Origin of the sequence: Pseudorhodobacter sp. W20_MBD10_FR17 (assembly GCF_052119765.1) — a bacterium.
In the GTDB taxonomy this organism is placed as follows: domain Bacteria; phylum Pseudomonadota; class Alphaproteobacteria; order Rhodobacterales; family Rhodobacteraceae; genus Pseudorhodobacter.
The window spans coordinates 1-22,002 of record NZ_JBGQOQ010000043.1 but is presented as its reverse complement, the minus strand read 5'-3'; the positions used below and the strand labels follow the sequence as shown (position 1 = coordinate 22,002).

The following is a 22,002-nucleotide window of genomic DNA, read 5'->3' as shown; positions in this document are numbered from 1 at the left end:
CTTCTCACGCCTAGCCGATCTCGTCGAGGGAGCCCGCATCGCAACGTCGCCGCCAGACACTTATGGGTAACTGCAAGAGGCAGGAAACGCTTACGAATTGGGTGGGTTTTTGCTTTTTTACGAATATAGCATGTTTACCCCGCCTCGCGACTTTGCGATGGCGCGCCCGCAGCACTTGAATCGTGCAGCTTGAAATGGCGCTTGTCGCTGTGTCTTCGGCAGAATCCTTACCCACACTTGCGCGCGGGAGGGTTTGTTTCAATACGTGTAACACCTTGTCCCACATAGCGCCGCGCAAGTGACCGAACCGAGCTTACATATTAAAAGCAAAGCTCTCGGCAGTTGCATGGTCCCAATATTTGGCAAAGGCCGGATGCGTCACATCGTTGCCCATCAAATCGCCTTGATCCAACCACAAGTACTGGCTTGCGGCCGAACGCACCTCACGGCTGTTTACCCGGATCATCAAATGATGCGGCGTCAAATTGCTTGGATGCTGCAAACCACTTGCCTCAATGGCCTCTTTCAGGGTGTGCATGGTGTTGGAGTGAAATTTAGCCACCCGCAGGTATTTTTCATCCACCACCAAGGCGCGGTAGCGGCCTGGGTCTTGTGTGGTCACACCTGTCGGGCATTTACCGTTATGGCACACCTGCGCCTGAATACAGCCAATCGCAAACATGAACCCGCGTGCCATGTTGCAGGCATCGGCCCCCAGCGCAAACAAACGGCAAATATCAAAGGCCGATATCAGTTTGCCAGAAACGATAATTTTGGTTTTATCACGAATACCCAGCCCAACCAATGTGTTGTGCACCAGCATCAAGCCCTCGCGCAGGGGTGCGCCGTAATGGTCGGCAAATTCGGCGGGGGCGGCACCGGTGCCACCTTCGGCCCCGTCAACCGTGATGAAATCTGGCGTCAGCCCAGTTTGGGCAAAGGCCTTGGCCAGCGCAAACCATTCCCACGGATGTCCGATGCAGAGCTTGATCCCAACGGGTTTGCCACCGGATAAATCCCGCAAACGTTGCAAGAACGTACACAGTTCCAAGGGGGTTGAAAACGCCGAATGTGATGATGGGCTGATGCAGTCTTCGCCGACCTCTACGCCCCGCGCCTCGGCAATTGCCTCGGTTACCTTGGCACCGGGCAAAATGCCGCCATGGCCGGGTTTGGCGCCTTGGCTTAGCTTTACCTCAATCATTTTCACTTGGTCCGAGCCTGCATTCGCGGCAAACTTATGTTCGGAAAAGCTGCCGTCCGGGTCGCGGCAACCAAAATAACCCGAGCCGATCTGCCATACCAAATCACCACCGCCCGCACGGTGAAAGCGCGAGATTGAGCCTTCGCCCGTTGTATGCGCAAAGCCGCCGGTCGCCGCCCCACGGTTCAACGCCTCAATCGCTGTGGGCGACAGCGCGCCATAGGACATGCCGGAAATGTTCAGCACCGACGCGGAATAGGGCTGTGTGCAATGCACGCCGCCAATCGTCACCCTAAAATCCTGATTGGGCAAATGCGATGGCTTCATCGAGTGGTTAATCCACTCATGGCCAATCTTTTCGACGTCAAGCTGCGTCCCAAATGGGCGCAATCCGTCAATCCCTTTGGCGCGGCGATACACCAGCGCCCGCTGTTCACGCGAAAACGGCGTCGCATCTTGGTCGCTTTCAACGAAATACTGCCGGATTTCGGGGCGAAAGGTTTCCAGCAAAAACCGCAGCCGCGCCGAAATAGGATAGTTGCGCAGCACCGAACTGTTGGGCTGCATCACGTCAAACGCCCCCAGCGCCGAAAATGCCATCGCCAAAACGGTAATCAGCCCACCCCAAATCGGATGGTACTGCGCCACAGCAAGGCCAATCGGCACGCAAAGCACAGCTATTGCAAGAGGGGAATATCGTAGCGGGAACATAGACGCCTTTCATTTATCCGGCAGGCTGCGCGTTGATCTTTGCAGCCTTCGTTTAAAACAAGGTTAACGTGCCTAAGGCAAAAGGTCGATCACCAAGGCAATTTCGGTGCAATTCATCTTAAATCGCAAAGCCGGTCGCCGATTGGGCAGAGTTTCAAAGCGGAAAAGTATCGGGTTGCGCAGCCATATCTGTCCAATTAGGCATAAAATTCCGTTTTGATACATGGCTTTAGGCAGCCTTCCGTCTGCGATTTGGCCGCACTATTTGCGCTGTAAAAGATCCCAGCGATTGCCAAACGGGTCGCGCCAAACGGCGACTTTTCCGTAAACCTCATCCCGTGGATCTTCTTCAAATTCCACACCTGCGGCAAGCAAATTTGCGTGATCGCGGTCAAAATCATCGGTTTCCAGAAAGAGAAAAGCCCGATCACCGGCCTGATTGCCAATTGCCGTGCGTTGTGTTTGGCCCTCGGCGCGGGCCAGAATAAGTGAGGCCCCATGCCCGCCTTTTGGCGATACCCGAACCCAGCGTTTGCGGCCTTGATCAACATCTTCGGCCAGATCAAATCCCATCACCCGCACATAGAAATCAATCGCCGCATCATAGTCGGGCACCACCAGCGCTACGGCTGCGATCGCTTGGATCATCCCATCACCGAAGGGTCGGTCGGCGGTTGGGGCAGGTCGGTCGGGGTGCCCTTGGGCGCGCGCCCATCCGGCAGGCTAATCTTGGCAACCTGCTCGGCAATCGGCTCGACCGAGAGGGGGGTCAGCTGGGCTTTATGGCTCTCGGGGTCGCCCATCGGCTGCCATTGGCCGGCTTTGAAAATTTCAAGCCCGCTAAAGCCTGCCTTATACCCCATCTTTTTACTGCCGGGCACCCAATAGCCCAAATAGACAAAAGGCAGGCCCGCAGCGCGCGCGATTTCAATGTGATCGAGGATCAGGAACGTGCCCAGAGACCGGCCCGCCAAATCGGGGTCATAAAAGGAATAGACCATGCTAAGGCCGTCATCGAAAACATCCGTTAGGCTGACGGCTGAAATCTCTGTCGGCCCGTCGCCCTCTGACTCGGAATATTCGATCACGCGGCTGCGGATAGGGGTTTCCTCAATCATCGCGGCGAATTCAAAAATGTCCATATCGGCCATCCCGCCCTCGGCATGGCGATAATCAAGATAGCGGCGAAACAGGGCGAATTGGTCTTCAGTGGCCCAAGGGCTGGTCGCGTTGCGCCGCAGGGCCGCATTGCGGCGCAAAATGCGCCGATGTGTGCGCGAGGGTTTGAAATCGGCCACACGGATACGCGCCGACATGCAGGCCGAACATTCGGCGCAAGAGGGCCGGTACAGCACGTTTTGCGACCGGCGAAACCCTTGCTTGGACAGCGTATCATTCAGCTTTTGCGCATGTTCGCCTTGCAGAGCCGTGAACAGCTTACGCTCCATCCGCCCATCAAGATATGGGCAAGGCTGTGGCGCAGTTACATAAAACTGCGGCGCAAGGGGAAGCGTGTGTCGCATCGATATCCGAATATCGTGAATATTTCGACTAAGTTAGCAAGCCAAACCTGCGCCGCCAAGCAAAGAGTTGCCGCTTTGGCCCAGATTACCCGCTTTCTGCCCTAAATTGGCCAATACTGCCCGAGGTGGTTAGTATCGCGCGGTCTTGTTTATCGCCACGCTGCCCAGCACGGTATCTGTCAGGCCTTGGCCTTTTGGGGTTAAAATCATCATCACGACAGATAAAACCTGCGGCAAAACCAGCGCCATGCTGACCACATAGCCCAAGGTATGCAGAAACGCTGTACTCGTATCAAAGGCACGGCCATCGGCGCGGCGCAGCTCTATCGCGGCCACCCGCATCCCTGGCGTGGCCGAACTGCTGGCAAGGCTGATCCAGCGATAGGCTGTGTTCACCATGATAAACAGCGCGGGCAGAAAGAACAGCGCCGTAAAGGCGGTGAAAGGCACGATCATCGCGGTCAACATAACCGTCAGGATCGTATCAATCACCCAAGCGATGCCACGTTTTGTTGGCACGCCTTGGTAAAACTCGGGCTGATATTCGGGGTCGGGCAGGGCGCTGGCATACATCTGGGGTGGTCCTTTGTGGCAGAGGGGCCTTTGTGGCAAGTGCGGGCGGCCCCGCAAGGCCGCCCATTGGGTTAATAGGCCGATACGTCTTTGGCAGTATCATCGGCACTGTTGGATTTCGCACGCTCATCCATAAAGGCGTCGAATTCCTGCTTGTCTTTGGCATCGCGCAGACGTTTCAAAAAGGCCTCAAACGCGCCTTGCTCATCCTCAAGCCGACGGATGGTTTCATCGCGGTAGGCATCAAAGGCCGAATTCCCGCTGTAATTGGTTTTCCAAGGCGCGTGGCTGTGGCGACGGCTGCGGCAAGCGGAACGATTGAACATGCGTTTACTCCAGATCATATAAGCAAGAATTGCAAGGCCAACAGGCCAGACGAAGATAAAGCCAAGAACCATGGCGGCGATCCAGGCAGGTTTGCCCCGATCATCCAGCCAGCTTTCCGCACGGCGCGGCCAGCTGGTGATGCCGCAATGGGGGCTGTGGGTCGATGTGTCGTACATAATGCGCTCTCCGTGGGTTGGGTTTCATGGTATGTTTATTCGCTTCACATTACCAAGATTGCTATTCGATGTGGGCTTTTCAAGCGGCTATGTTAAAGAAGTTTACATTTTTTACGCACGGAACGCAGGCATTTCTGATAATAGACTGATATAAAACAATACTCTTGCATGAAAAACGATCGGTCGGGCTGCATTTGTCGCAATCATCCCGCGCGTTTATCGTTGACCAGACCTGCACCAACCGTCATCCTGCGCCAATGATACATAATAATTTCGCCTCCCGCATCACACGCTCGCCCATGCCCTTTGACCCAAAGGCGGCGGCCGACATTTGCACTGACTTTGCCGATGTTTCACCCGAACTGGCCACGCTTTTGGGCGGCGCTGCGGGGTGCAGCCCGTATCTGGCGGATTTAATGGCGCGCGAGGCCGAATGGCTGCGCGGCGCGCTGGTGCAGGCGCCGGAAACTGCACTGGCTGGCGAATTGGCCGCGTTGGATGCCCTCACGCTTGATGTGCTTGGCGCAGGCCTGCGGCGGGCCAAGCGGCGGGTGGCCTTGCTGGCGGGTCTGGCCGATCTGGGCGGGGTTTGGCCGCTTGAGGCGGTGACAGGCGCGTTGACCGACCTCGCTGACCGCGCGGTTGATTTGTCGCTGCAACGCCTTGTGGCCGAAGAAATCCGGCGCGGCAAAATTCCCGGCGCTGTGCCTGAAAATGCCGCGACCGCCGCTGGCATGGTGGTGTTCGCCATGGGCAAGATGGGCGCGCGAGAGTTGAATTATTCCTCTGACATCGACCTGATTTGTCTGTTTGATGAAAGCCGCTACCCCGATGACGCAACCGAGGCGCGGGCGGCGTTTATCCGCGTAACGCGCAAGATGGCGGCGCTCGTGGGCGATCGCACGGCTGATGGCTATGTGTTTCGTACAGATCTGCGCTTGCGCCCTGATGCGGCAGTGACGCCGGTGTGCCTGTCGTTTGCGGCCGCCGAAAGCTATTATGAAAGCGTGGGCCGCACATGGGAACGCGCGGCGTGGATCAAGGCGCGGCCATGCGCGGGCGATCTGGCGGCGGGTGAGCGGTTTTTGAAAACCCTAACACCGTTTGTCTGGCGCAAGCACCTCGATTTTGCCGCCATCCAAGACGCGCATGACATGCGCCTGCGCATCCGCGATCACCGTGGCCTGCATGGCCCGATTGTGGTTGAGGGGCATAACATGAAACTGGGCGTGGGCGGCATCCGCGAGATCGAGTTTTTCACCCAGACGCGACAGCTTATCGCCGGTGGGCGTGACCCCGATTTACGCGGGCGCGAAACCGTGCCCAGCCTGACGGCGCTGGCGGAAAAAGGCTGGATACCAACCGAGACCGCCGAAGAGCTCATCACGCTGTACCGTGCCCACCGCGAGGTAGAACACCGGCTGCAAATGGTGAATGACGCGCAGACCCATGACATGCCTGCCACCGCCGATGGGGTCGCGCGGATTGCTGCGTTTTGCGGGCAGGACGTTGCTGGGTTTCGTGCCGATTTGCTCGACCGTCTGGCGCGGACTGACCATTTGACCGAAGGCTTTTTTGCCCCCGCCGAGGCCGAAGATGGCCCCGAACTTTCTGATACCGCGCGCGATATTGTGCGGGGGTGGGATAGCTATCCGGCACTGCGCTCGGAACGCGCTGGCACCATCTTTCGCCGGGTGCGGCCTGGCCTGTTGAAACGTCTGCAACGCGCCGCCCACCCTGATGAGGCGTTGATTTCCTTTGATGGCTTCCTCAAAGGCCTGCCAGCGGGGGTTCAGATTTTCTCATTGTTTGAGGCGAACCCGCAACTGGTTGATCTGATTGTCGATATCGCAGCCACGTCACCCGCATTGGCGCTATATCTGTCGCGCAATGGCGGGGTTTTGGACGCGGTGATTGGGGGCAGTTTCTTTGACGCGTGGCCAAGCTTGGGTGTGCTGACGGCGGGGCTGGCGGCCAAGCTTGCCGAGATACCGGATTACGAGCGTAAACTGGATGCCGCACGCCGCTGGATGAAAGAATGGCACTTCCGCATCGGGGTGCATCACCTGCGCGGGCTGATCGACGCGTTTGAGGCGGGCAAGCAATACGCCGATCTGGCCGAGGCGAGTTTGGCGGTGATCTGGCCGGTGGTCGAGGCCGAGTTTGCGTTGAAATATGGCCCACCACCAGGGCGCGGCGCGATTTTGCTGGGCATGGGCAGCCTTGGTGCGGGGCGGTTGAATGCGGGGTCAGACCTCGACCTGATCGTGATTTATGACGCGGGTGATGCCGAGTATTCCGAAGGCCGCAAACCGTTGGCGATCCGCCCTTATTTTGCCCGACTGACCCAAGCTATGGTGACTGCCGTTACCGCACAAATGGCGGACGGGCGGCTGTATGAGGTCGATATGCGGCTGCGGCCTTCGGGGCGGCAAGGTCCGGTGGCGACCTCGATCCATTCGTTCCGTGACTATCAGATGACTGAAGCTTGGACGTGGGAGCATCTGGCCCTGACCCGCGCGCGCCCCATCGCGGGCAACACTGACCTGCGGGCCGAGTTTGAAACGCTACGGCGTGAGGTTTTGACGACGAAGGCCGGGGGGGAGGCCGTGCTGTCGGATGTTGCCGAGATGCGCGCGCGGCTGGCCAGCGCCAAACCCGCCAGCAGCGCGTGGGATGCCAAAAACGGGCCGGGCCGGTTGATGGATATTGAACTCGTCGCACAGACGGGTACCTTGCTGGCAGGCGACGGCGCGCGGCGGGTCGAGGCGCAGCTGCGGGCTGGCGTGAAACGCCAATTCCTGTCGCAATCGGATGAGCAGGCTTTGCTGGATTCCTACAGGCTGTGTTGGCGGCTTCAGGCGGGGTCGCGGCTTTTGACAGATAAGGCGTTGGATATGGACAGTCTCGGGATTGGCGCACGCGCATTTTTGCTGCGTGAAACCGGGCAGGTCGATGAGGCAGCACTGGCGCTGCGACTGGCCGAGGTGTTGGCGGCGGCGGAAACCGTTATCAACCGGCTTTATGCCGCATCCTAACGCGAATAATGGGCCCTTGCGGGCAGAAATGGACATAATGGACCTGACACTTGCCGACCCAAAGGGGCTGATCCGCGAAAGCTATCTGATCGAGGGAATCACGCTTGGCGAATGCCGGTCTATTTTTATGGATTGGGCGCTAAGCCTGCCAGTCGATGCCGAGACTCGCGCGCCACTGCTGCATTTGCTGGCCACCTATGGCGCGGCACATGCGGACCACCCGATGACATCCGTGCTGAACGCCGCACTTGAAGCGCCAAGCCAGCCCAAACGCCGAGGCGGTCGGGCCGCGCGGGTGGAAGGGTATTGATGCGTTTTGCTTGGGGTTGGGTCCTATAGACCAAGCGCAAAACGCGACGGGACCAAACCTAGTTCTACACTTCATCGGGGCAAGATGGGCGTGTGCAGGTTGGTTCCAATCTGCCTGAGCGGTTCTAGCTGCCCCGCCTTTGCCCGCCCCCATATGGGGCAGGCAAGTCATTATATGCTTAGGAAAGTTTGGCGGCTTCGGCGGCCAGTGCGGTGATGCCGGCCCAATCGCCCGCAGCCACCATCGCCGCAGGGGCAACCCAAGAGCCGCCAACGCACATCACGTTTGGCAAGCTAAGGTAATCATTGGCATTTTTCAGGCTAACGCCACCCGTTGGGCAAAAGCGCACTTGTGGAATTGGGCCACCGATGGATTTCAACATCGGTGCGCCGCCCGCGGCCTCGGCGGGAAAAAATTTCTGGACTGTATAGCCCTGTTCCAACAGCGCCATCACTTCGCTTGCGGTGGCCGCACCGGGCAGCAAGGGCAGCTCATATTCGGCGCAAGCATCCAGCAGCTTTTGCGTGGCCCCTGGCGACACCCCAAATTTGGCCCCTGCAGCCTTGGCCGCTTTCACATCGGCAGGCGTCAGCAAGGTGCCTGCACCGACAACGCCGCCTTCAACATCGGCCATCGCGCGAATAGCCTCTAAGGCGCCTGCGGTCCGCAAGGTCACTTCTAAAGCGGGCAAACCGCCGGTAATCAACGCCTTGGCCAAACCTTGGGCTTTGCTGACATCGTCAATCACCAAAACGGGGACAACGGGGGCCAAAAGACAAATTTCGGCGGCGCGAATGGATTGCTCTGCGGGGGTCATGGTCATATTTCCTTAACGATAAGAAAGACGGGGCATGCAGGCTCAATGCGCCTACAAGATCGCCCGATTGCTAGCGCAAACAGAGCCAAAGGTCTATCATAAAGACAGGGCCGTCGCTGATGAGTTTGTACGCGCAAAACCTTGGCAATGCCAAGCCAAGCGGTATGACCAGCCTCTGCCTGACGTGGTCTGGCAGGTCTGCAGGGCATGTCTGGGTCTATTCAGAACGAAAAACAGGACACCGATAAAAGGAAAAGCCCCTGTTTTTCGGATAAGGTCAACGCGATGGCAGGGCCGCTGGTGATTTTGCGCCGCAGGCCGCAGATGAATGGGAAGGTTGAGTGATAGCACAGACCTGACGGCTAAGGCGTCTATCGGCGGCTCGGCTACAAAAGGAGATATCGATGCAAAGTTGGCGAATTGGGGGCGGTTCGGCTGTTTCTACAGACTTGATAGGCCCCACAAGGGTAAAACACCTTATGGGGCCTTCGGTAAAAGCTATTGCTCGTCAAACCCAATGTTCTGCGAGAAACCGCAGCTTACATGCCTTAATAGCGCTTAAGTGGGATCCGCACGCCAAGGCTGATGACCTGTTCTCTGTTTTCGAACGTCAGTGGGGTTACCGGTTCTGCCCCCAGATCCAAGGGCGTTGAACTGCCGCTGGCCGTGCCGTAATCATAGTACCGCCAAGCCGCTTCGATGATGACGGGCCATTTGCCCGGACGTGTCACTTGCATCGATGCGCCAAACCCAACTGAAAAGGCAACGTCAGTGTTCGTATCACCTTCAAAGCTGCGCAGGCCTCCATTGTCACGTGTCCAAGTTCCAACCTTGTTTCTTGCAAGGCCAATCCCCGCAACAACAAATGGCTGAAAGACCGAGTTGGAGCCGCGCTGTTCCATCGGCGAATAGAACAAGTTGCCCATCAGTGCGGTTGTACTGACCGATGCGTTGGTGATGTCCGCGTGGGTTGAGCACGAAGAACCGTTGGACGCGCTTTGGCATGGCCCTGAAACCTTGGTCGAGCCTGTCGAAGACAACGAAATGTCGCCCCGAAACCCGTTCTGCCAATCATAGCCATACGCAATCGACTTAAAACTTGAATTGCCAGTGTCCAGATCAAAGTTGACCTGCGGGTCATTCGGAAAGCCGGGTGGCTGCCAATAGCCGCCACTAACAGATTTACGGGCCGCCCCAAGTTCGAAACGAGCGTAGGGGCCATAGGTCACGCTTGCCGTGGGCAAGCTGGCAAAGGCACTTTCCTGCGCTGACGCAAAAGGCGCTGCGAATGAAGATACCAGAAAACAGGCTGTCGCAACTGAAACTGAAACTGAACGCGGAATGTAGGCCATATGAAACCCCAGTTAGTAGTGTCTATTTGTGAAGGATATATTGTATTTTGTGAATAACACTTTGCACGGCCCTTCACACGGGTCAATGCGCGCAGCAAGTAAAACCTGCTGCGCGCATCCAAGTGTTGCAAATATTACCCATGTCCTGTGAGGATCGCGACACGGATTTTCTCGGCCTCTTCGGCCAGTTTGATGGCCGCAGCGCCCGTAACGGGTTCGCCAAGGATCGCTGTAATCGCAATGACGGTATCGGTGCTTATCGGAACTGTCTTATCAGACGCGGTTCCCAGAAAGGCCGCCATCAACGTATCTTTGGAGTTGATACCGCCCAACACCTGCGTGCCATTCAACGTTTCTTTCAACATCGCCAAATTCTGTAGCGGCGAGTCGATAAGGGCCACATTATCCCAGTTCGAGGACAATTCTTGAACCATATCGGTTAGCGAAAGCTTATAGAACTCGGCCATTTCGGGCGTATAGGTTGCCATAGCCTCGGCATAGGCACGGCTCAGCACCTGATCGGGGGACCGGGCAACATTCAGGCGACCAAGTTCAACTTCGGGAAGACCATCTTTTGACCATACGGGTTTTGCGCCCGTATTTCCGCTGGCACCTTTACCGTCTTTTCCGTCACCTTCGGCACCGGAATTACCGCCTTTTCCGTCACCTTCGGCACCGGATTCGCCATCATTACCCTTTGTGCCGCCACTTTCATGACTTTCAGAGTCATCATGTGTTTCGCTGTCGTGGCCAGCACTGCCACCCTTGCCAGCAGTTCCGCTCTTTCCACCGCTGGAATGACCTTCTTCGCCTTCGGTGCTATGCGTTTCCGCGCTGGCTGTCATGGAATGCAACAATGGCGGGGCGATAACAGCGCCTGCCGCCATGACCGAAAGAACGGCGAGGACGGAAATGCCCGTCCAAGCGGATTTTTTGGATGCCGATTGTTTATTGCTCATTTGAGTTCCTCCTGATTGCAGTGCCGGCACAAGGCCGTGGGCGTTGCCCCCGCAGTTTGCAGGGGCAACAGCAGTGTTTATCAGCCGTGACCAGCCAATACGGCGATGCGGATTGCTTCGGCATCAGTTGCCAGTGCGATGGCTGCATCCCCGGTGATTGGCGTCCCAAGAATGGTTGTGACAGCCGTCACAGTGGCCGCAGTAATCGGCAAGACTTTGTCAGAGGCGACGCCCAGAAATACCGCCAGCAAAGTGTCGTTGCTGTTGGTCACGCCTTCGGCAATCAGACCGGATGTGCCGTCAAGAGAGTCTTTCAACAAAGCAAGGTTTTGCAGGGGCGAATCATAGATAGTAACGTTGTCCCAGTTCAGTGACAGCTCGTCGATCATCTGATCCAGCGACAGGCTGTAGAATGCAACGATTTCGGGTGTAATCGTTGCCAAAGCCTCGGTATAGGCACGGTCCAAAACCTGATCTGGCGAACGTGCAACGCTTAGACGACCCAGCTCAACCTCTTCAATGCCTTCTTGGGCCCAAGCGGGCTTGCCGCCGGTTGTTGTATCGGATGGCGCACTCGCTTGCGGGCCTTTGCCATCAGATGACGCATCGGGACCGCCTTGGCCGCTGCCTTTAGCGCCTTGGTTGTCTTGACCCGATTGCGACCCTTGGCCGCCGGAACCATTTGCGCCATTATCGTTGCCTGCGCCGGAACTTTGTGCCAAAGCTGCGCCGCTGAAGGCACCAACCCCGGGTGTAACCAAACCGCCAACAAGCACCCCGCAAACAGCCAAAGCAGAAACCGCTGATGTCATTTTATTGAGGTCAGAAGATTTAAAAAATGTCATATTTTTTCCTTTCGGGAGTGATTGACAAGACGATATTTCTCATGATTCCGGGGTCAGACATTGATACATATCAATTTTTGAATGTTGTTTTTCACGGATCGAAAATTTTTCGGGCAACGGCCCCAAAATTTGTGCAGCTGCAACTAAACGGGTGCGATTTGATCGGCGGCGAAATTGGCCGGTCGATGGATAGCAGTGATCGGTGTTTGGCAAACAGGGCAATTGACTCAGCGACTGGCGCGCAACTCAACAAGGGGTTTTCAACAAAATACGCCTTGCATGCAGGACATCACGCATACCCCAAAGCCAACCTTCGATCAGGGTGTAACGAATGGCAGGAAGACGCCAAAGCTAACCCTCGACACCAACTTCCGATTACGGGATGATTAGCCGAGTATATGGGGCAGGGCGGGCGCAGCTTTTTCGCAACCTCTGCAGCGACCAGCCGTGCCAAGGGGAGTAGAACCAAATGCAACACGCCAGCTCTGACAGGTTGAAGACAGGTCTGCTGCTGTTTGCGGTCGCGGGGCTTTTGTCCGGCATTGCCTTATATGTCGCCGGTAGGGTCGAAATGGCGGGCATTGCGTGGTTCGTCGGGGTTGTTCCGGTTCTGGTGGCCCTGCTGGTTGAGATTTTGCGCAGCCTTTGGCAGGGCGAGGTCGGGTTGGACATCGTCGCGGCGTTGTCGATGACCGCCGCGCTTGCGTTTGACGAAACGCTGGCCGCAGCCGTCGTCGCGGTCATGTACTCTGGCGGGACATTTCTTGAAAGTTTTGCCGAGGGGCGCGCCCGGCGCGAGATGCACGACCTGTTGTCGCGCGTGCCCCGCACCGCAACCCGCCACAGAAATGGCGGGCTTGAGGATGTGCCGTTGGGGGACATCGAGCTGGGTGACCTGCTGCTCATCCGGCAGGGTGATGTTGTGCCGGTGGATGGCCTGGTTGCATCAGAAGGTGCCTTTGTCGACACCTCTGCCATGACCGGTGAATCGCTGCCAGTGCGCCTGTTGCGCGGGGCAGAGGCCATGAGTGGTTCTACCAACGCAGGCGAGCCATTTGACCTGACCGCGACGCGCCTTGCCGAAGAAAGCACCTATGCCGGAATTGTACGGCTGGTCGAAGAAGCGCAGCGTTCCAAGGCGCCGATGGCGCGGTTGGCTGACCGTTGGTCTCTGGGCTTTCTGGCGGTGACCATCGCAATCGCCGTTGCCGCTTGGTGGTTTACGGGCGATCCGATCCGGGCGGTGGCGGTTCTTGTCGTGGCGACGCCCTGTCCTCTGATCCTTGCTGTACCGGTCGCTTTGGTTGCGGGCCTGTCCCGCGCGGCGCATTTCGGGGTTTTGATCAAGGGCGCAGGCCCGCTTGAGACGATGGCCCGCGTTCGGACGCTTATCCTCGATAAAACGGGCACCCTGACGGATGGGAGACCTCAGATCGTTTTGATCGACAGCCGTGATGGCATGGGAGAAGACGAAATTCTACGCTTTGCCGCGGCACTTGATCAGGCGTCAAAACACCCTGTTGCGCAGGCCATTGTCGCGGCGGCAAAGGCGCGTGGCCTCGTTTTGCCGGTTCCTTCGGATGTTGCTGAAATCCCTGGTGAAGGGGTGGTTGGTCGCATCGACGGGCATGAGGTTGTCGTCGGCGGGGCCGACTTTGTGGCGGAGCGTGTCGGGCGGCCCTTGGGGGATACGCCGGTCGGTGCAGCAGGATCAGTTCTTGTCGCGGTGGCGGTCGATGGCCATTTGGCCGGTCATCTGGTTATGGCCGATCCCCTCCGCGAGGGCATCAGCGACATGCTTGCTGGGCTGCGCCGCGAGGGGATTCAACGCATTCTGCTGGCGACAGGCGACCGCGCTGCGGTGGCAGAGCGCGTGACCGAGGGGCTCGGGCTTGATGCGCTGAGAGCGGGGCTGACGCCGGATCAGAAGGTGCTGCTTGTGCTGTCCGAGCGCAAGAACGGCCCTGTGATAATGGTCGGCGACGGTGTGAACGACGCACCCGCGCTTGCGGCGGCGGATGTGGGTGTTGCGATGGGCGCGCGGGGTGCGGCTGCCGCAGCCGAGGCCGCCGACGTCGTGCTGCTGGTGGACCGGATCGACCGGCTTGGTGTGGGGATAGAAGTCGCGCGCCGCGCCAGACGCATCGCTGTCGAAAGCGTCGTCGCGGGGATCGGATTGTCGGTTGCAGGCATGATCGCTGCGGCCTTTGGCTACCTGACACCGGTTCAGGGCGCGCTGCTGCAAGAGGTGATTGACGTGGCCGTCATCCTAAACGCGTTGCGCGCACTCTGGATTAAACCGCATGACGCAATCAGTGGGCAGGAATAGCGCAACAATAATTCTGCCGGCTGACCGTTTCTGACCCTGCGAGTTTTGAGCCGCAGCCGCAGCCGCAACTGGCGACCGCTTGGAACATCGTCGATGACGGCCTGCCCATCGATATCACCTTGCGGATAGACGGTTCGCAGGTGATCGGCACTGGCCCCTTACCGTTTTGCAAGCTCGTCCCCCGGCGCGCAAATCTTACTGAAGCGCTATGAAGGCTACCGTGACGCGAAGCCGCCAAGATCGACGAGATCGAATTTGCGATCATCGGCGATCCGGCGGCCACCATTTCGGCGCTACGCTCGGGGCGTGCCAAAGTAGGCATTAGCATGACGCCCGGCGATACGGTCGAATTCACCCGCAACGCGATGTATACGATTGAGGCCGCTGGCGGCGCGATCTTCCCGCTGGAGGATGTCACGCTCGCGCATCGGGCGCGCAGTTTTGGATATGCTCACGACGATCTGTCTGGCCACGCCGCCGTTCCTGACATCGCCCGAGACGGGCATCATCTTTCCGATCATGCCCGTCTTGGGCGATGTCAGTCTGACCAAGGATTTCTGGTTTGGGTTACAATACCTTATCCTACCCGCTTTCGCGATTGCCTTGCCGCAAGCCGCCGTTGTGGCGCGGCTGTTGCAAACGTCTATGAACACGACACGCCGCGAGGATTTTGGTGATCTGGCCCGGGCCAAGGGCGTGCCGCAGGGGCAGATTACCCGCCGCCAAGTTCTGCGCAACTCGCTGGGGCCAGCCATCGTGGCGATAGGTCTATGCATCGGGGGGGGGGCGTTGCGGGGGCGATCGTGATTGACCTGCCCCCCGAAACTTCCCCCACTTTAATGTAGAGTTTGCTCAAGCTTCGAAAGCGCAGACAAATTTGACAGAGTCGTCGTCTTGCTGAGGCGCAGATTATCGTGGTGATCAAAGAGCAGGAAGCTGGAATGGAGCAGGAAGCTGGAATGCCGACGGCAGGACTGTGCCGCAGACATGGCGACAGAACGGCTTCATCGAGGGCTTCAACGGCAGCGTGAAAGACGAGCTGCTGAATGAGGAGATGTTAGACACTTTAGATGTTTCCCGTCGAAAGCTGGCCGTCTGGCGATACGATTGCAATAACGTTAGACCGCATTCATCGCTGGGAAGCCAAACACCTGCTGAAGCACCCTCTCACAGTTTGCTTTGCAAACCGCTGCCCGCAACCGTCGGGCGCTTGAGAAATTTGAGGGCTCCGCGCGCGACGCGCTTGCCCAAAACAAAACCGAGGAATACGAAACCCAGACCCGCGAACTCTCGTTATGAATTAGCGAGCCTCGGGGGGGCTGGTCGCCAATTTGGCACCGCAGTGTCTTAGGTTGTGAACAGCGGCCAGTTTCTTGCCAAAAGCGACAGATGCCGAAAAAATGGCAATTCAGATCCAACGATGCGCGCTGGTATAACCTTTAAAACAAATGCGGGGAGTTCATTCAACAAATTGAGCATAGAACCGCTCGGTTGCACTTCGACTGCATTTCCCTTAGGTATGGGTTGAAAGCGACTTAATGTGTCGCAAATTGACCTTCCAGCATCTTTTTGTATGAGGTAGCGGACCAGCCGCTTGGATCGCGATTGCGACGTTGATGGGCTTTTGTCGGGCTGTGCACATCTGGTGTCACCCGGCACTACTAGAAATTTGAAGGAGAAACGCCATATGAAACGCTTTATTTGCGGTGCTGCATTTGTTGTACTTGCGGCCCCCACGGCTGCTTTGGCGCAGGAACAATGCGGCGAAGTTACGATTACCCAGATGAATTGGGATTCAGCGGCCATTGTCACAACAGTATCGAAGTTTTTGATGGAACAAGGCTATGGCTGCGATGTCACAGCGGTGCCGTCCGACACGACGCCAGCGGTTACATCGCTGTCTGAAAACAACGAGCCCGACATTGTCACCGAGCTGTGGGTCAACTCGGCGGGCGAGGCGTATGAAAAGCTGAAAGCCGATGGCAAGATCGAAGAACTGGGGCAAGTGCTTGATCCGGGCGGTGTTGAGGGCTGGTGGCTGCCGACCTATCTGGTGAAAGCCCATCCAGAGCTTGCGACCATCGAAGGTGTGATGGCCAACCCTGAACTGGTTGGCGGCATGTTCAACAACTGTCCTGATGGCTGGGGCTGCCGCATTGTGAATGATAACCTCATTCGCGCGTTTGACCTTGAAGGTGCGGGCTTTAAGGTCTTCAATCATGGCTCTGGCGAGACGCTGGCAACCTCGATGGCGTCTGCCTATCAGGATGAAAAGCCGTGGTTTGGCTATTATTGGGGTCCAACGACCCCCCTCGGCATGTTCGACATGACGAGTGTTGATTTGGGCGCATACGATGAGGCGACGCATCAGGCAAATCAGAATGCCGATGCAGCCAATCCCAAGCCGTCGGCATTCCCCGCAGCACCCGTTCTGACGGTTGTGACCAAGGATTTCATGGTGTCACATCCTGATATTGCCGCGTTGATGAGCAAGGTGACATTCAAGACGGAAACGATGAGCCAGATCTTGGCCTGGAAGCAAGAAAACAGCGCAACCAATGAGGAAGCGGCGGTTTATTTTCTGAAGAATAATCCTGACGTGTGGAGCAGCTGGATCAATGATGCAGCCAAAGAAAAGCTGACTGCCTTGTTGCAGTAATAAACGGATCGGGGCGGTGTGAATTGCACCGCCCCTGACCAGACTGATTGCGCCTTGATGGCGCGCGCCGGACGCACAGACGGGCCAAAGGCCAGCGTTGCGCGATCCGGCATCTCAATGATTGAGACTATATGAAAGAGGGCCGCAATCGTGGGCCCTGATGAGGGCTTGATGGCGACGTATGATTTTCTTTTCGATGGGCTTGGTCTGCGCAACTGGTGTGGCAACAGCGGTGATGCTGGCGGCGGGATGACGTCCATGGCGGATCTGTTGGCGAAAACATCCGGCAAGGCCGCCGTGGAAACGCCTTGGGAAACACCGTTTCCGTCTATGGATGAGTTGCATCAAGCCTGCACATCATTTCCCCAGTCGCGCGCGTTGACCAGCGGGTTGGAGTCAGGCTTCATGTCGATCAAGGACAGCCTGAAAGTGGTCGTCGACCCGCTGACACAACCGCTCAGCTGGGCGCTGAATGAGGCGCTTTGGGTGATGCAGGCGGTTCCGTGGTTCATCATGATCCCGCTGTTGATGCTGATTTCTTGGGCGGTCAGCCAGTCGGTGAAACTGGCTGGTCTGGTCGCGTTGTGCTTTGGGTTCCTCGCCTTTGTCGACTACTATGATTACACGATGCAGACCTTGGCGATTATCTTTGTCTGTGCGGTGATATGTGTGTTGCTCGGCGTACCAATAGGCATTGCCATGTCGCGTAGTGACCGGTTGCAGCGTGGCATGATCCCCGTTTTGGATATGCTTCAAACCTTGCCGCCATTTGTTTACCTTATCCCGCTGATCTTTTTGTTCTCGGTAACCGAGCCAAAACTTTACGGAATCGCCATCATTCTCTATGCCATCGTGCCGGTGATCCGCTTGACGGATTTAGGCATCCGATTGGTAGACCCAGACGTGACCGAGGCCGCAGACGCCTTTGGCATGACCAAAACGCAAAAACTGTTCAACGTGGAAATCCCGCTGGCACTGCCCAATATTATGGCGGGCGTTAACCAGACCATCATGATGAGCCTTGCCATGGTCGTTATCGCATCGCTTGTCTCGGCCCCCGGTTTGGGTGTGTTGGTTCTGCGCGGCATCAGGTCGCTGGAACTTGGCGTCGGTTTGTTGGCAGGTTTGGGTATCGTTCTTCTTGCGATCATTCTGGACCGCGTGACCAAGGCGGCACTTGCCCGCATCAATGTAAGCCAGTCGCGGTAAGGGGTGCCAGATATGACCGATACAGACATTAAAATCTCGATCCGTAACCTCTATAAGATTTTTGGGGATAATCCCGGACCCGCCCTTGAAATGATCAAAGACGGGATGGGCAAGACCGAGTTGCTGGAAAAGCACGGTCATGTCCTTGGCCTGAACGATATTAATGTCGATGTGCCCGCCGGAAAAACAACCGTGATCATGGGGCTGTCAGGCTCTGGGAAATCGACGCTGATCCGCCACCTTAACCGCCTGATCGAGCCGACGGCAGGCGAAGTCTGGGTCGATGGCGAGAACATTCTGGAGTACAATGAAAAGCAGCTGCGCAACCTGCGGCAGCACAAAATGTCGATGGTATTTCAGAAATTTGCCTTGTTGCCGCATCGTACAGTCTTGCAAAACGCAGGTCTTGCGCCATCCATCGAAGGCCAAAACGAGCGCAGATATGCGGCGGAGGCGGGCAAATGGCTTGACCGTGTCGGGCTGCAAGGGCAGGGCGAGCAGTACCCCCATCAACTGTCAGGCGGGATGCAGCAAAGGGTGGGCATCGCCCGCGCGTTGACCAGCAACTCTGACATCATGCTGATGGATGAGGCGTTTTCGGCGCTTGACCCGCTGATCCGCACAGACATGCAAAATCTGTTAAACGAATTGCAGGCAGAATTGCAAAAGACCATCGTTTTCATCACGCATGATCTGGACGAGGCGCTGAAACTGGCGGATCATCTGGTGATCCTCAAGGACGGTTTTGTCGTCCAACAGGGCGAGCCGCAAAATATCTTACTGAACCCTGCCGATCCCTACATCGAAGATTTTGTAAGCGATATCAACCGTGCACGCGTGCTGCGTGTCCGGTCTGTGATGACGCGCACACCAGACGCATCGGGCGAACGGGCTGGCGAAATCGACCATAACGACAATCTGGAATCTGTGATTGCCTTGTCCGGAGGGGACACCGCTCTCAGCTATCGTGTGATGAAGGATGGCAAGCCGGTTGGCGTGTTGGACATGCGCAAACTGGTTCGCGCACTCGTCCCCTCGGCGCAATCTGACGATCCAGAAAGCGCCCGTCGCAGCGGTTAAAAGTAACTTAGCTGAAGAATTCCGACATCTGAGGTGTGCCGGAGACATGGCCTGAGCCCTGCGTCGTTCTAAAATTTAAAGCCAAATATGGTGTCATGCATTGCACGGCAGGTATGGCAGAACCAAGTCCAGTAATCGTTCTGACTGTCGATTCAGTTGATCGCCATTGTGCCTGTGCCACCCTCAGAGGTGTGCTCGTGCTCAAATGGGCATTCAGTTTGCACGTGACCAGCCGCTTCGCCCCCAGAGGTGCGGACGCGGTCAGGGCAATAGTCCTCAAGCAGGTTCGCCAGCAAGAACCGGTCCTTACAACCGTGGTGCCAGTCGTTCAATCTCATGCCGGAAGGCGTAATCGCCTGTGGAGTCTTGCTGCCATCGAGCGCGTTGCCTGCCACTTCGCCTTGCGCGCCTTACCCACGGACGAACCGAGGACGATATCGATTGCGTCGCCCAGTATGATCTTCTTCGCTGTCGCAGGGGAGGGATCATTTCCCGCTGCTATCGCATCGTCAATTTCCTTTTCAGCTTTCTTTGCCCACGCAGTCGCAGCTTTTCTAGTCGGGAAGGTCTTCGACTTTTGGAGGGTATGGGCGCGGCGTGTGATTTGGGCTACATACGCAATTGACCCGTCTTTTCTGGTCCGTTCAACTATGGTTGCCATCGTATGACTCCGCTCTCCTATGTATGAATCGGAGTCATGCTGTATAACGAAACGGGCTGAAACAGGCAAAAATGAGCTTAAAACGAGCAAGCGTGTATGACTATTAAAATGCCAAAAACATTAATAAAAACAGACAGTAATCTGTCACATCGCCTCTCCGTTGCCCCGATGATGGATTGGACGGGTTGACTTGTAAGCTATTGAATTTAAACTCATAAAATCAGTAGTCCTCTTGAGGTTTACCGTTGGACTACTGAATTGGATGGCTTGCACTGCGGGTGGACTATTTTATTTTGGCCATTTAGTCAGCAAGAGGCTTATTTGCATGATCGAAATGCTCTGCCGCAGACCTTTTTGCAGCCCAACACAGACGGTAGTTCAATGGGGTGGCAAGTGTGGTGCTGTCGCTGCTCCGGCTAGTATTAGAAGTGGTGTTGGTAAAAACCACAACTGACTGGCCCGCCTTCCGGATTTCACTACGACACTCGGAGAAAGTGCTTGAAAAGATCACTTGAAATGTATCCGCAGTAAACATTCATTCTTAATTTAGTTCAGTATCGAGACATTCAGACATAAATTGCAAGGGGCTGCGCGTTATCGTGCGTTTACGAGCAAGTTCTTTGCGTGCCGTCGAGCTACAGGCATCCAAGAAAATGGCCAGATCTTGGATCACAATCCCTTTGACCGCTTTTTGGCCTTCATCCAGTCGGGTCAAGGGAAGGCGGATCTCACCGCTCTCGAGCTTGCTCAGAAAGACCTTGCGCGACATGCCGTCGAAAAAGTCCTCGCGAACAAGATCTATGGGCAGAAACGGGCGGGCTTCATAGCGAGCCATTAAAAGGAAGAGCGTTTTCATGGCAAAAGTTCCGTTTTGCTGCACTAAGTTAGAGTTGAGTTGCTGAGAAGTAATATAGAGCACGCGAGTCCTCATTGGTTAGACGAAATGCCTGAAAAGGCTGTAGAATCTCTGATTTTTGTGGATAGTCGGGGTATCGGAAAATTGAATTCCAATACAAAAAATCGAACCTGAAACAAAATAATATCTATAAAAATTCCAAAACCCAAAATCCCAAAAATCCGTATTTTCTGACCTGTGCAAAAACCCAAAAACAGAATCACTTTATCTTTGGTCTTTGAAAAAACCAAAAAACTGCTTCGCTCTTAAAAACCAAGAAACGAAGAAATCAAAAAGCCATGAAACGGAAAAGAACCTTACCCAAACGGCCTTGAGGCTTTTGCCATGTTTGACGCTATTCTGATATAATAGCGCCAACGTCGCAGTCTACGTTGGACCAAGCCTCTGGGATGGGAGGTCGATGATGTCCTTCTTATTCCCGTAGATTGCAGAACCCTTGGCTTCCTGACGTTCGCCTGTCGGATCATTTGGGCCCCAAGGCGCGTCTCCATTGATCCGATCGATCCAAAGATTGAGCGTTCTGCCTTCCAGGGGTCTGATGCCGGAGAGTGCAAAATCCTACGCTAAAGCCTTTCTAATTTAACCTGAGGCATACCCAGCGGCCAGAAAGTAGTTCCAGCACTCCTGTGGGGAGTACATTTTGCAGATGTCGCCGATGGCGTGGAATACAGCGGTGAAGGATCTCGCACCGATGCGTCTTAGGTGGGCCTTCAACTTTGAGAAAGCCAGCTCAATTGGGTTCAGATCCGGCGAATAGGGTGGCAGATAGAGGAACCAGCAGCCATGTGCCTTGAGCGCGGCTGTGGCTTCTTTGTTGCGATGGGTGGCGAGGTTGTCCAGAACCACTGCGGTGCCGGGCGCGATCTCGGGGATCAGGACTTCGCGGATATATGCAGCGAATGCAGGACCGTCCATTGCTCCCTTGATGACCCAGGGTGCAATGAGGGTGTCGTGGGTCAAGCCTGCGATGAGGGTCTGCGTACCCCAACTGCCGAAAGGCGCATCCATTGTCAGGCGTTCGCCGCGCGGCCCCCACCCGCGCAGTCGGGTGAGGTTGGTTTTGACCGCTGTCTCGTCAAGGAAAACAACACGGTCCGGCATCCGCGCTATGGCGGGCAAGCGGTGTGCGAACCAATCTTCGCGTCGACGCCTTACCTTGGCATTGCGGCGCTCGCTGGCAACCAGCGACTTTTTTTGTGCGTGAAACCAAGGCGCTTGAGCAGATGGCCGATTGCAGAGAGCTATGACTGAATCTGGTGTTTGGGCGGTTTGAAGGTTGGCGGCGTATCTGGTTGATTTGTTGTTGCGAGACA

General features: G+C 56.3%; 18 protein-coding genes and 2 pseudogenes. 9 read left to right on the top strand and 11 right to left on the bottom strand.

Annotated features, from left to right (window positions below; genetic code table 11):
- Positions 1-313 precede the first annotated feature (313 nt).
- The 5 genes from ACEN2J_RS18495 to ACEN2J_RS18475 all read right to left on the bottom strand — a co-directional run bounded on the left by ACEN2J_RS18495 (position 314) and on the right by ACEN2J_RS18475 (position 4,514).
- The gene (locus ACEN2J_RS18495; protein ID WP_442107916.1) at positions 314-1,915 is read right to left on the bottom strand and encodes an FMN-binding glutamate synthase family protein; all 1,602 of its coding nucleotides are present in this window, start codon (positions 1,913-1,915) and stop codon (positions 314-316) included.
- Between the two features lie 261 nt (positions 1,916-2,176).
- Complete coding sequence (locus ACEN2J_RS18490; RefSeq protein ID WP_442107920.1) at positions 2,177-2,560, bottom strand: VOC family protein; 384 nt, start codon at positions 2,558-2,560, stop codon at positions 2,177-2,179.
- Positions 2,560-3,438, bottom strand: a complete 879-nt coding sequence (locus ACEN2J_RS18485) for an arginyltransferase (protein ID WP_442107914.1) — start codon at positions 3,436-3,438, stop codon at positions 2,560-2,562. The genes ACEN2J_RS18490 and ACEN2J_RS18485 overlap by 1 nt, the downstream gene beginning before the upstream one ends.
- A gap of 129 nt (positions 3,439-3,567) precedes the next feature.
- The gene (locus ACEN2J_RS18480; protein ID WP_442107912.1) at positions 3,568-4,011 is read right to left on the bottom strand and encodes an RDD family protein; all 444 of its coding nucleotides are present in this window, start codon (positions 4,009-4,011) and stop codon (positions 3,568-3,570) included.
- A 71-nt stretch (positions 4,012-4,082) separates the two neighbouring features.
- Positions 4,083-4,514 (bottom strand): DUF2852 domain-containing protein, encoded by a 432-nt coding sequence (locus ACEN2J_RS18475; RefSeq protein ID WP_442107910.1) that lies wholly within the window; start codon positions 4,512-4,514, stop codon positions 4,083-4,085.
- A 257-nt stretch (positions 4,515-4,771) separates the two neighbouring features.
- Here ACEN2J_RS18475 and ACEN2J_RS18470 point away from each other — a divergent pair, with 257 nt between their 5' ends.
- Both ACEN2J_RS18470 and ACEN2J_RS18465 read left to right on the top strand, forming a co-directional pair.
- Positions 4,772-7,552 carry a glutamine-synthetase adenylyltransferase gene (locus ACEN2J_RS18470; protein WP_442107918.1) on the top strand — a complete coding sequence of 927 codons (2,781 nt, stop codon included), beginning with the start codon at positions 4,772-4,774 and terminating at the stop codon, positions 7,550-7,552.
- A gap of 37 nt (positions 7,553-7,589) precedes the next feature.
- A complete protein-coding gene (locus tag ACEN2J_RS18465; protein WP_442107908.1) occupies positions 7,590-7,862 on the top strand; it encodes a hypothetical protein in 273 nt (90 codons plus the stop codon).
- Positions 7,863-8,040: 178 nt separating this feature from the next.
- On the opposite strand, the gene eda is transcribed toward ACEN2J_RS18465, so the two are convergent.
- From eda to ACEN2J_RS18445, 4 genes are all read right to left on the bottom strand, one after another.
- Positions 8,041-8,679, bottom strand: coding sequence for a bifunctional 4-hydroxy-2-oxoglutarate aldolase/2-dehydro-3-deoxy-phosphogluconate aldolase (gene eda / locus ACEN2J_RS18460; RefSeq protein WP_442107906.1), 639 nt, complete (start codon positions 8,677-8,679; stop codon positions 8,041-8,043).
- A 548-nt stretch (positions 8,680-9,227) separates the two neighbouring features.
- The gene (locus tag ACEN2J_RS18455; protein ID WP_442107904.1) at positions 9,228-10,031 is read right to left on the bottom strand and encodes an outer membrane protein; all 804 of its coding nucleotides are present in this window, start codon (positions 10,029-10,031) and stop codon (positions 9,228-9,230) included.
- A 134-nt stretch (positions 10,032-10,165) separates the two neighbouring features.
- The gene (locus tag ACEN2J_RS18450; RefSeq protein WP_442107902.1) at positions 10,166-10,990 is read right to left on the bottom strand and encodes a hypothetical protein; all 825 of its coding nucleotides are present in this window, start codon (positions 10,988-10,990) and stop codon (positions 10,166-10,168) included.
- An 80-nt stretch (positions 10,991-11,070) separates the two neighbouring features.
- Positions 11,071-11,835 carry a hypothetical protein gene (locus tag ACEN2J_RS18445; RefSeq protein WP_442107900.1) on the bottom strand — a complete coding sequence of 255 codons (765 nt, stop codon included), beginning with the start codon at positions 11,833-11,835 and terminating at the stop codon, positions 11,071-11,073.
- A gap of 469 nt (positions 11,836-12,304) precedes the next feature.
- Here ACEN2J_RS18445 and ACEN2J_RS18440 point away from each other — a divergent pair, with 469 nt between their 5' ends.
- The 7 genes and pseudogenes from ACEN2J_RS18440 to ACEN2J_RS18410 all read left to right on the top strand — a co-directional run.
- Entirely contained in the window at positions 12,305-14,164 is a 1,860-nt protein-coding gene (locus ACEN2J_RS18440; protein ID WP_442107898.1) for a heavy metal translocating P-type ATPase, read from the top strand.
- A gap of 411 nt (positions 14,165-14,575) precedes the next feature.
- Complete coding sequence (locus ACEN2J_RS18435) at positions 14,576-14,971, top strand: ABC transporter permease subunit (protein WP_442107896.1); 396 nt, start codon at positions 14,576-14,578, stop codon at positions 14,969-14,971.
- 184 nt (positions 14,972-15,155) lie between these two features.
- Positions 15,156-15,463: pseudogene (locus tag ACEN2J_RS18430) on the top strand (integrase core domain-containing protein); the annotation flags it as partial.
- 388 nt (positions 15,464-15,851) lie between these two features.
- Complete coding sequence (locus ACEN2J_RS18425) at positions 15,852-16,823, top strand: ABC transporter substrate-binding protein (RefSeq protein ID WP_442107894.1); 972 nt, start codon at positions 15,852-15,854, stop codon at positions 16,821-16,823.
- Between the two features lie 171 nt (positions 16,824-16,994).
- Positions 16,995-18,032 carry an ABC transporter permease gene (locus ACEN2J_RS18420; protein WP_442107892.1) on the top strand — a complete coding sequence of 346 codons (1,038 nt, stop codon included), beginning with the start codon at positions 16,995-16,997 and terminating at the stop codon, positions 18,030-18,032.
- Between the two features lie 12 nt (positions 18,033-18,044).
- Positions 18,045-19,112 (top strand): quaternary amine ABC transporter ATP-binding protein, encoded by a 1,068-nt coding sequence (locus ACEN2J_RS18415; RefSeq protein ID WP_442107890.1) that lies wholly within the window; start codon positions 18,045-18,047, stop codon positions 19,110-19,112.
- Positions 19,113-19,130: 18 nt separating this feature from the next.
- Positions 19,131-19,210, top strand: a pseudogene (locus tag ACEN2J_RS18410) (transposase); the annotation flags it as partial.
- A gap of 1,104 nt (positions 19,211-20,314) precedes the next feature.
- Here the strand turns inward: ACEN2J_RS18410 and ACEN2J_RS18405 are convergent.
- Positions 20,315-20,692: a pyocin activator PrtN family protein gene (locus tag ACEN2J_RS18405; RefSeq protein WP_442107888.1), complete on the bottom strand. Its 378-nt coding sequence runs from the start codon at positions 20,690-20,692 to the stop codon at positions 20,315-20,317.
- A 576-nt stretch (positions 20,693-21,268) separates the two neighbouring features.
- Positions 21,269-22,002, bottom strand: a 734-nt coding sequence (locus tag ACEN2J_RS18400; protein ID WP_442107886.1) for an IS630 family transposase, incomplete at its 5' end; no start/stop codon positions are given.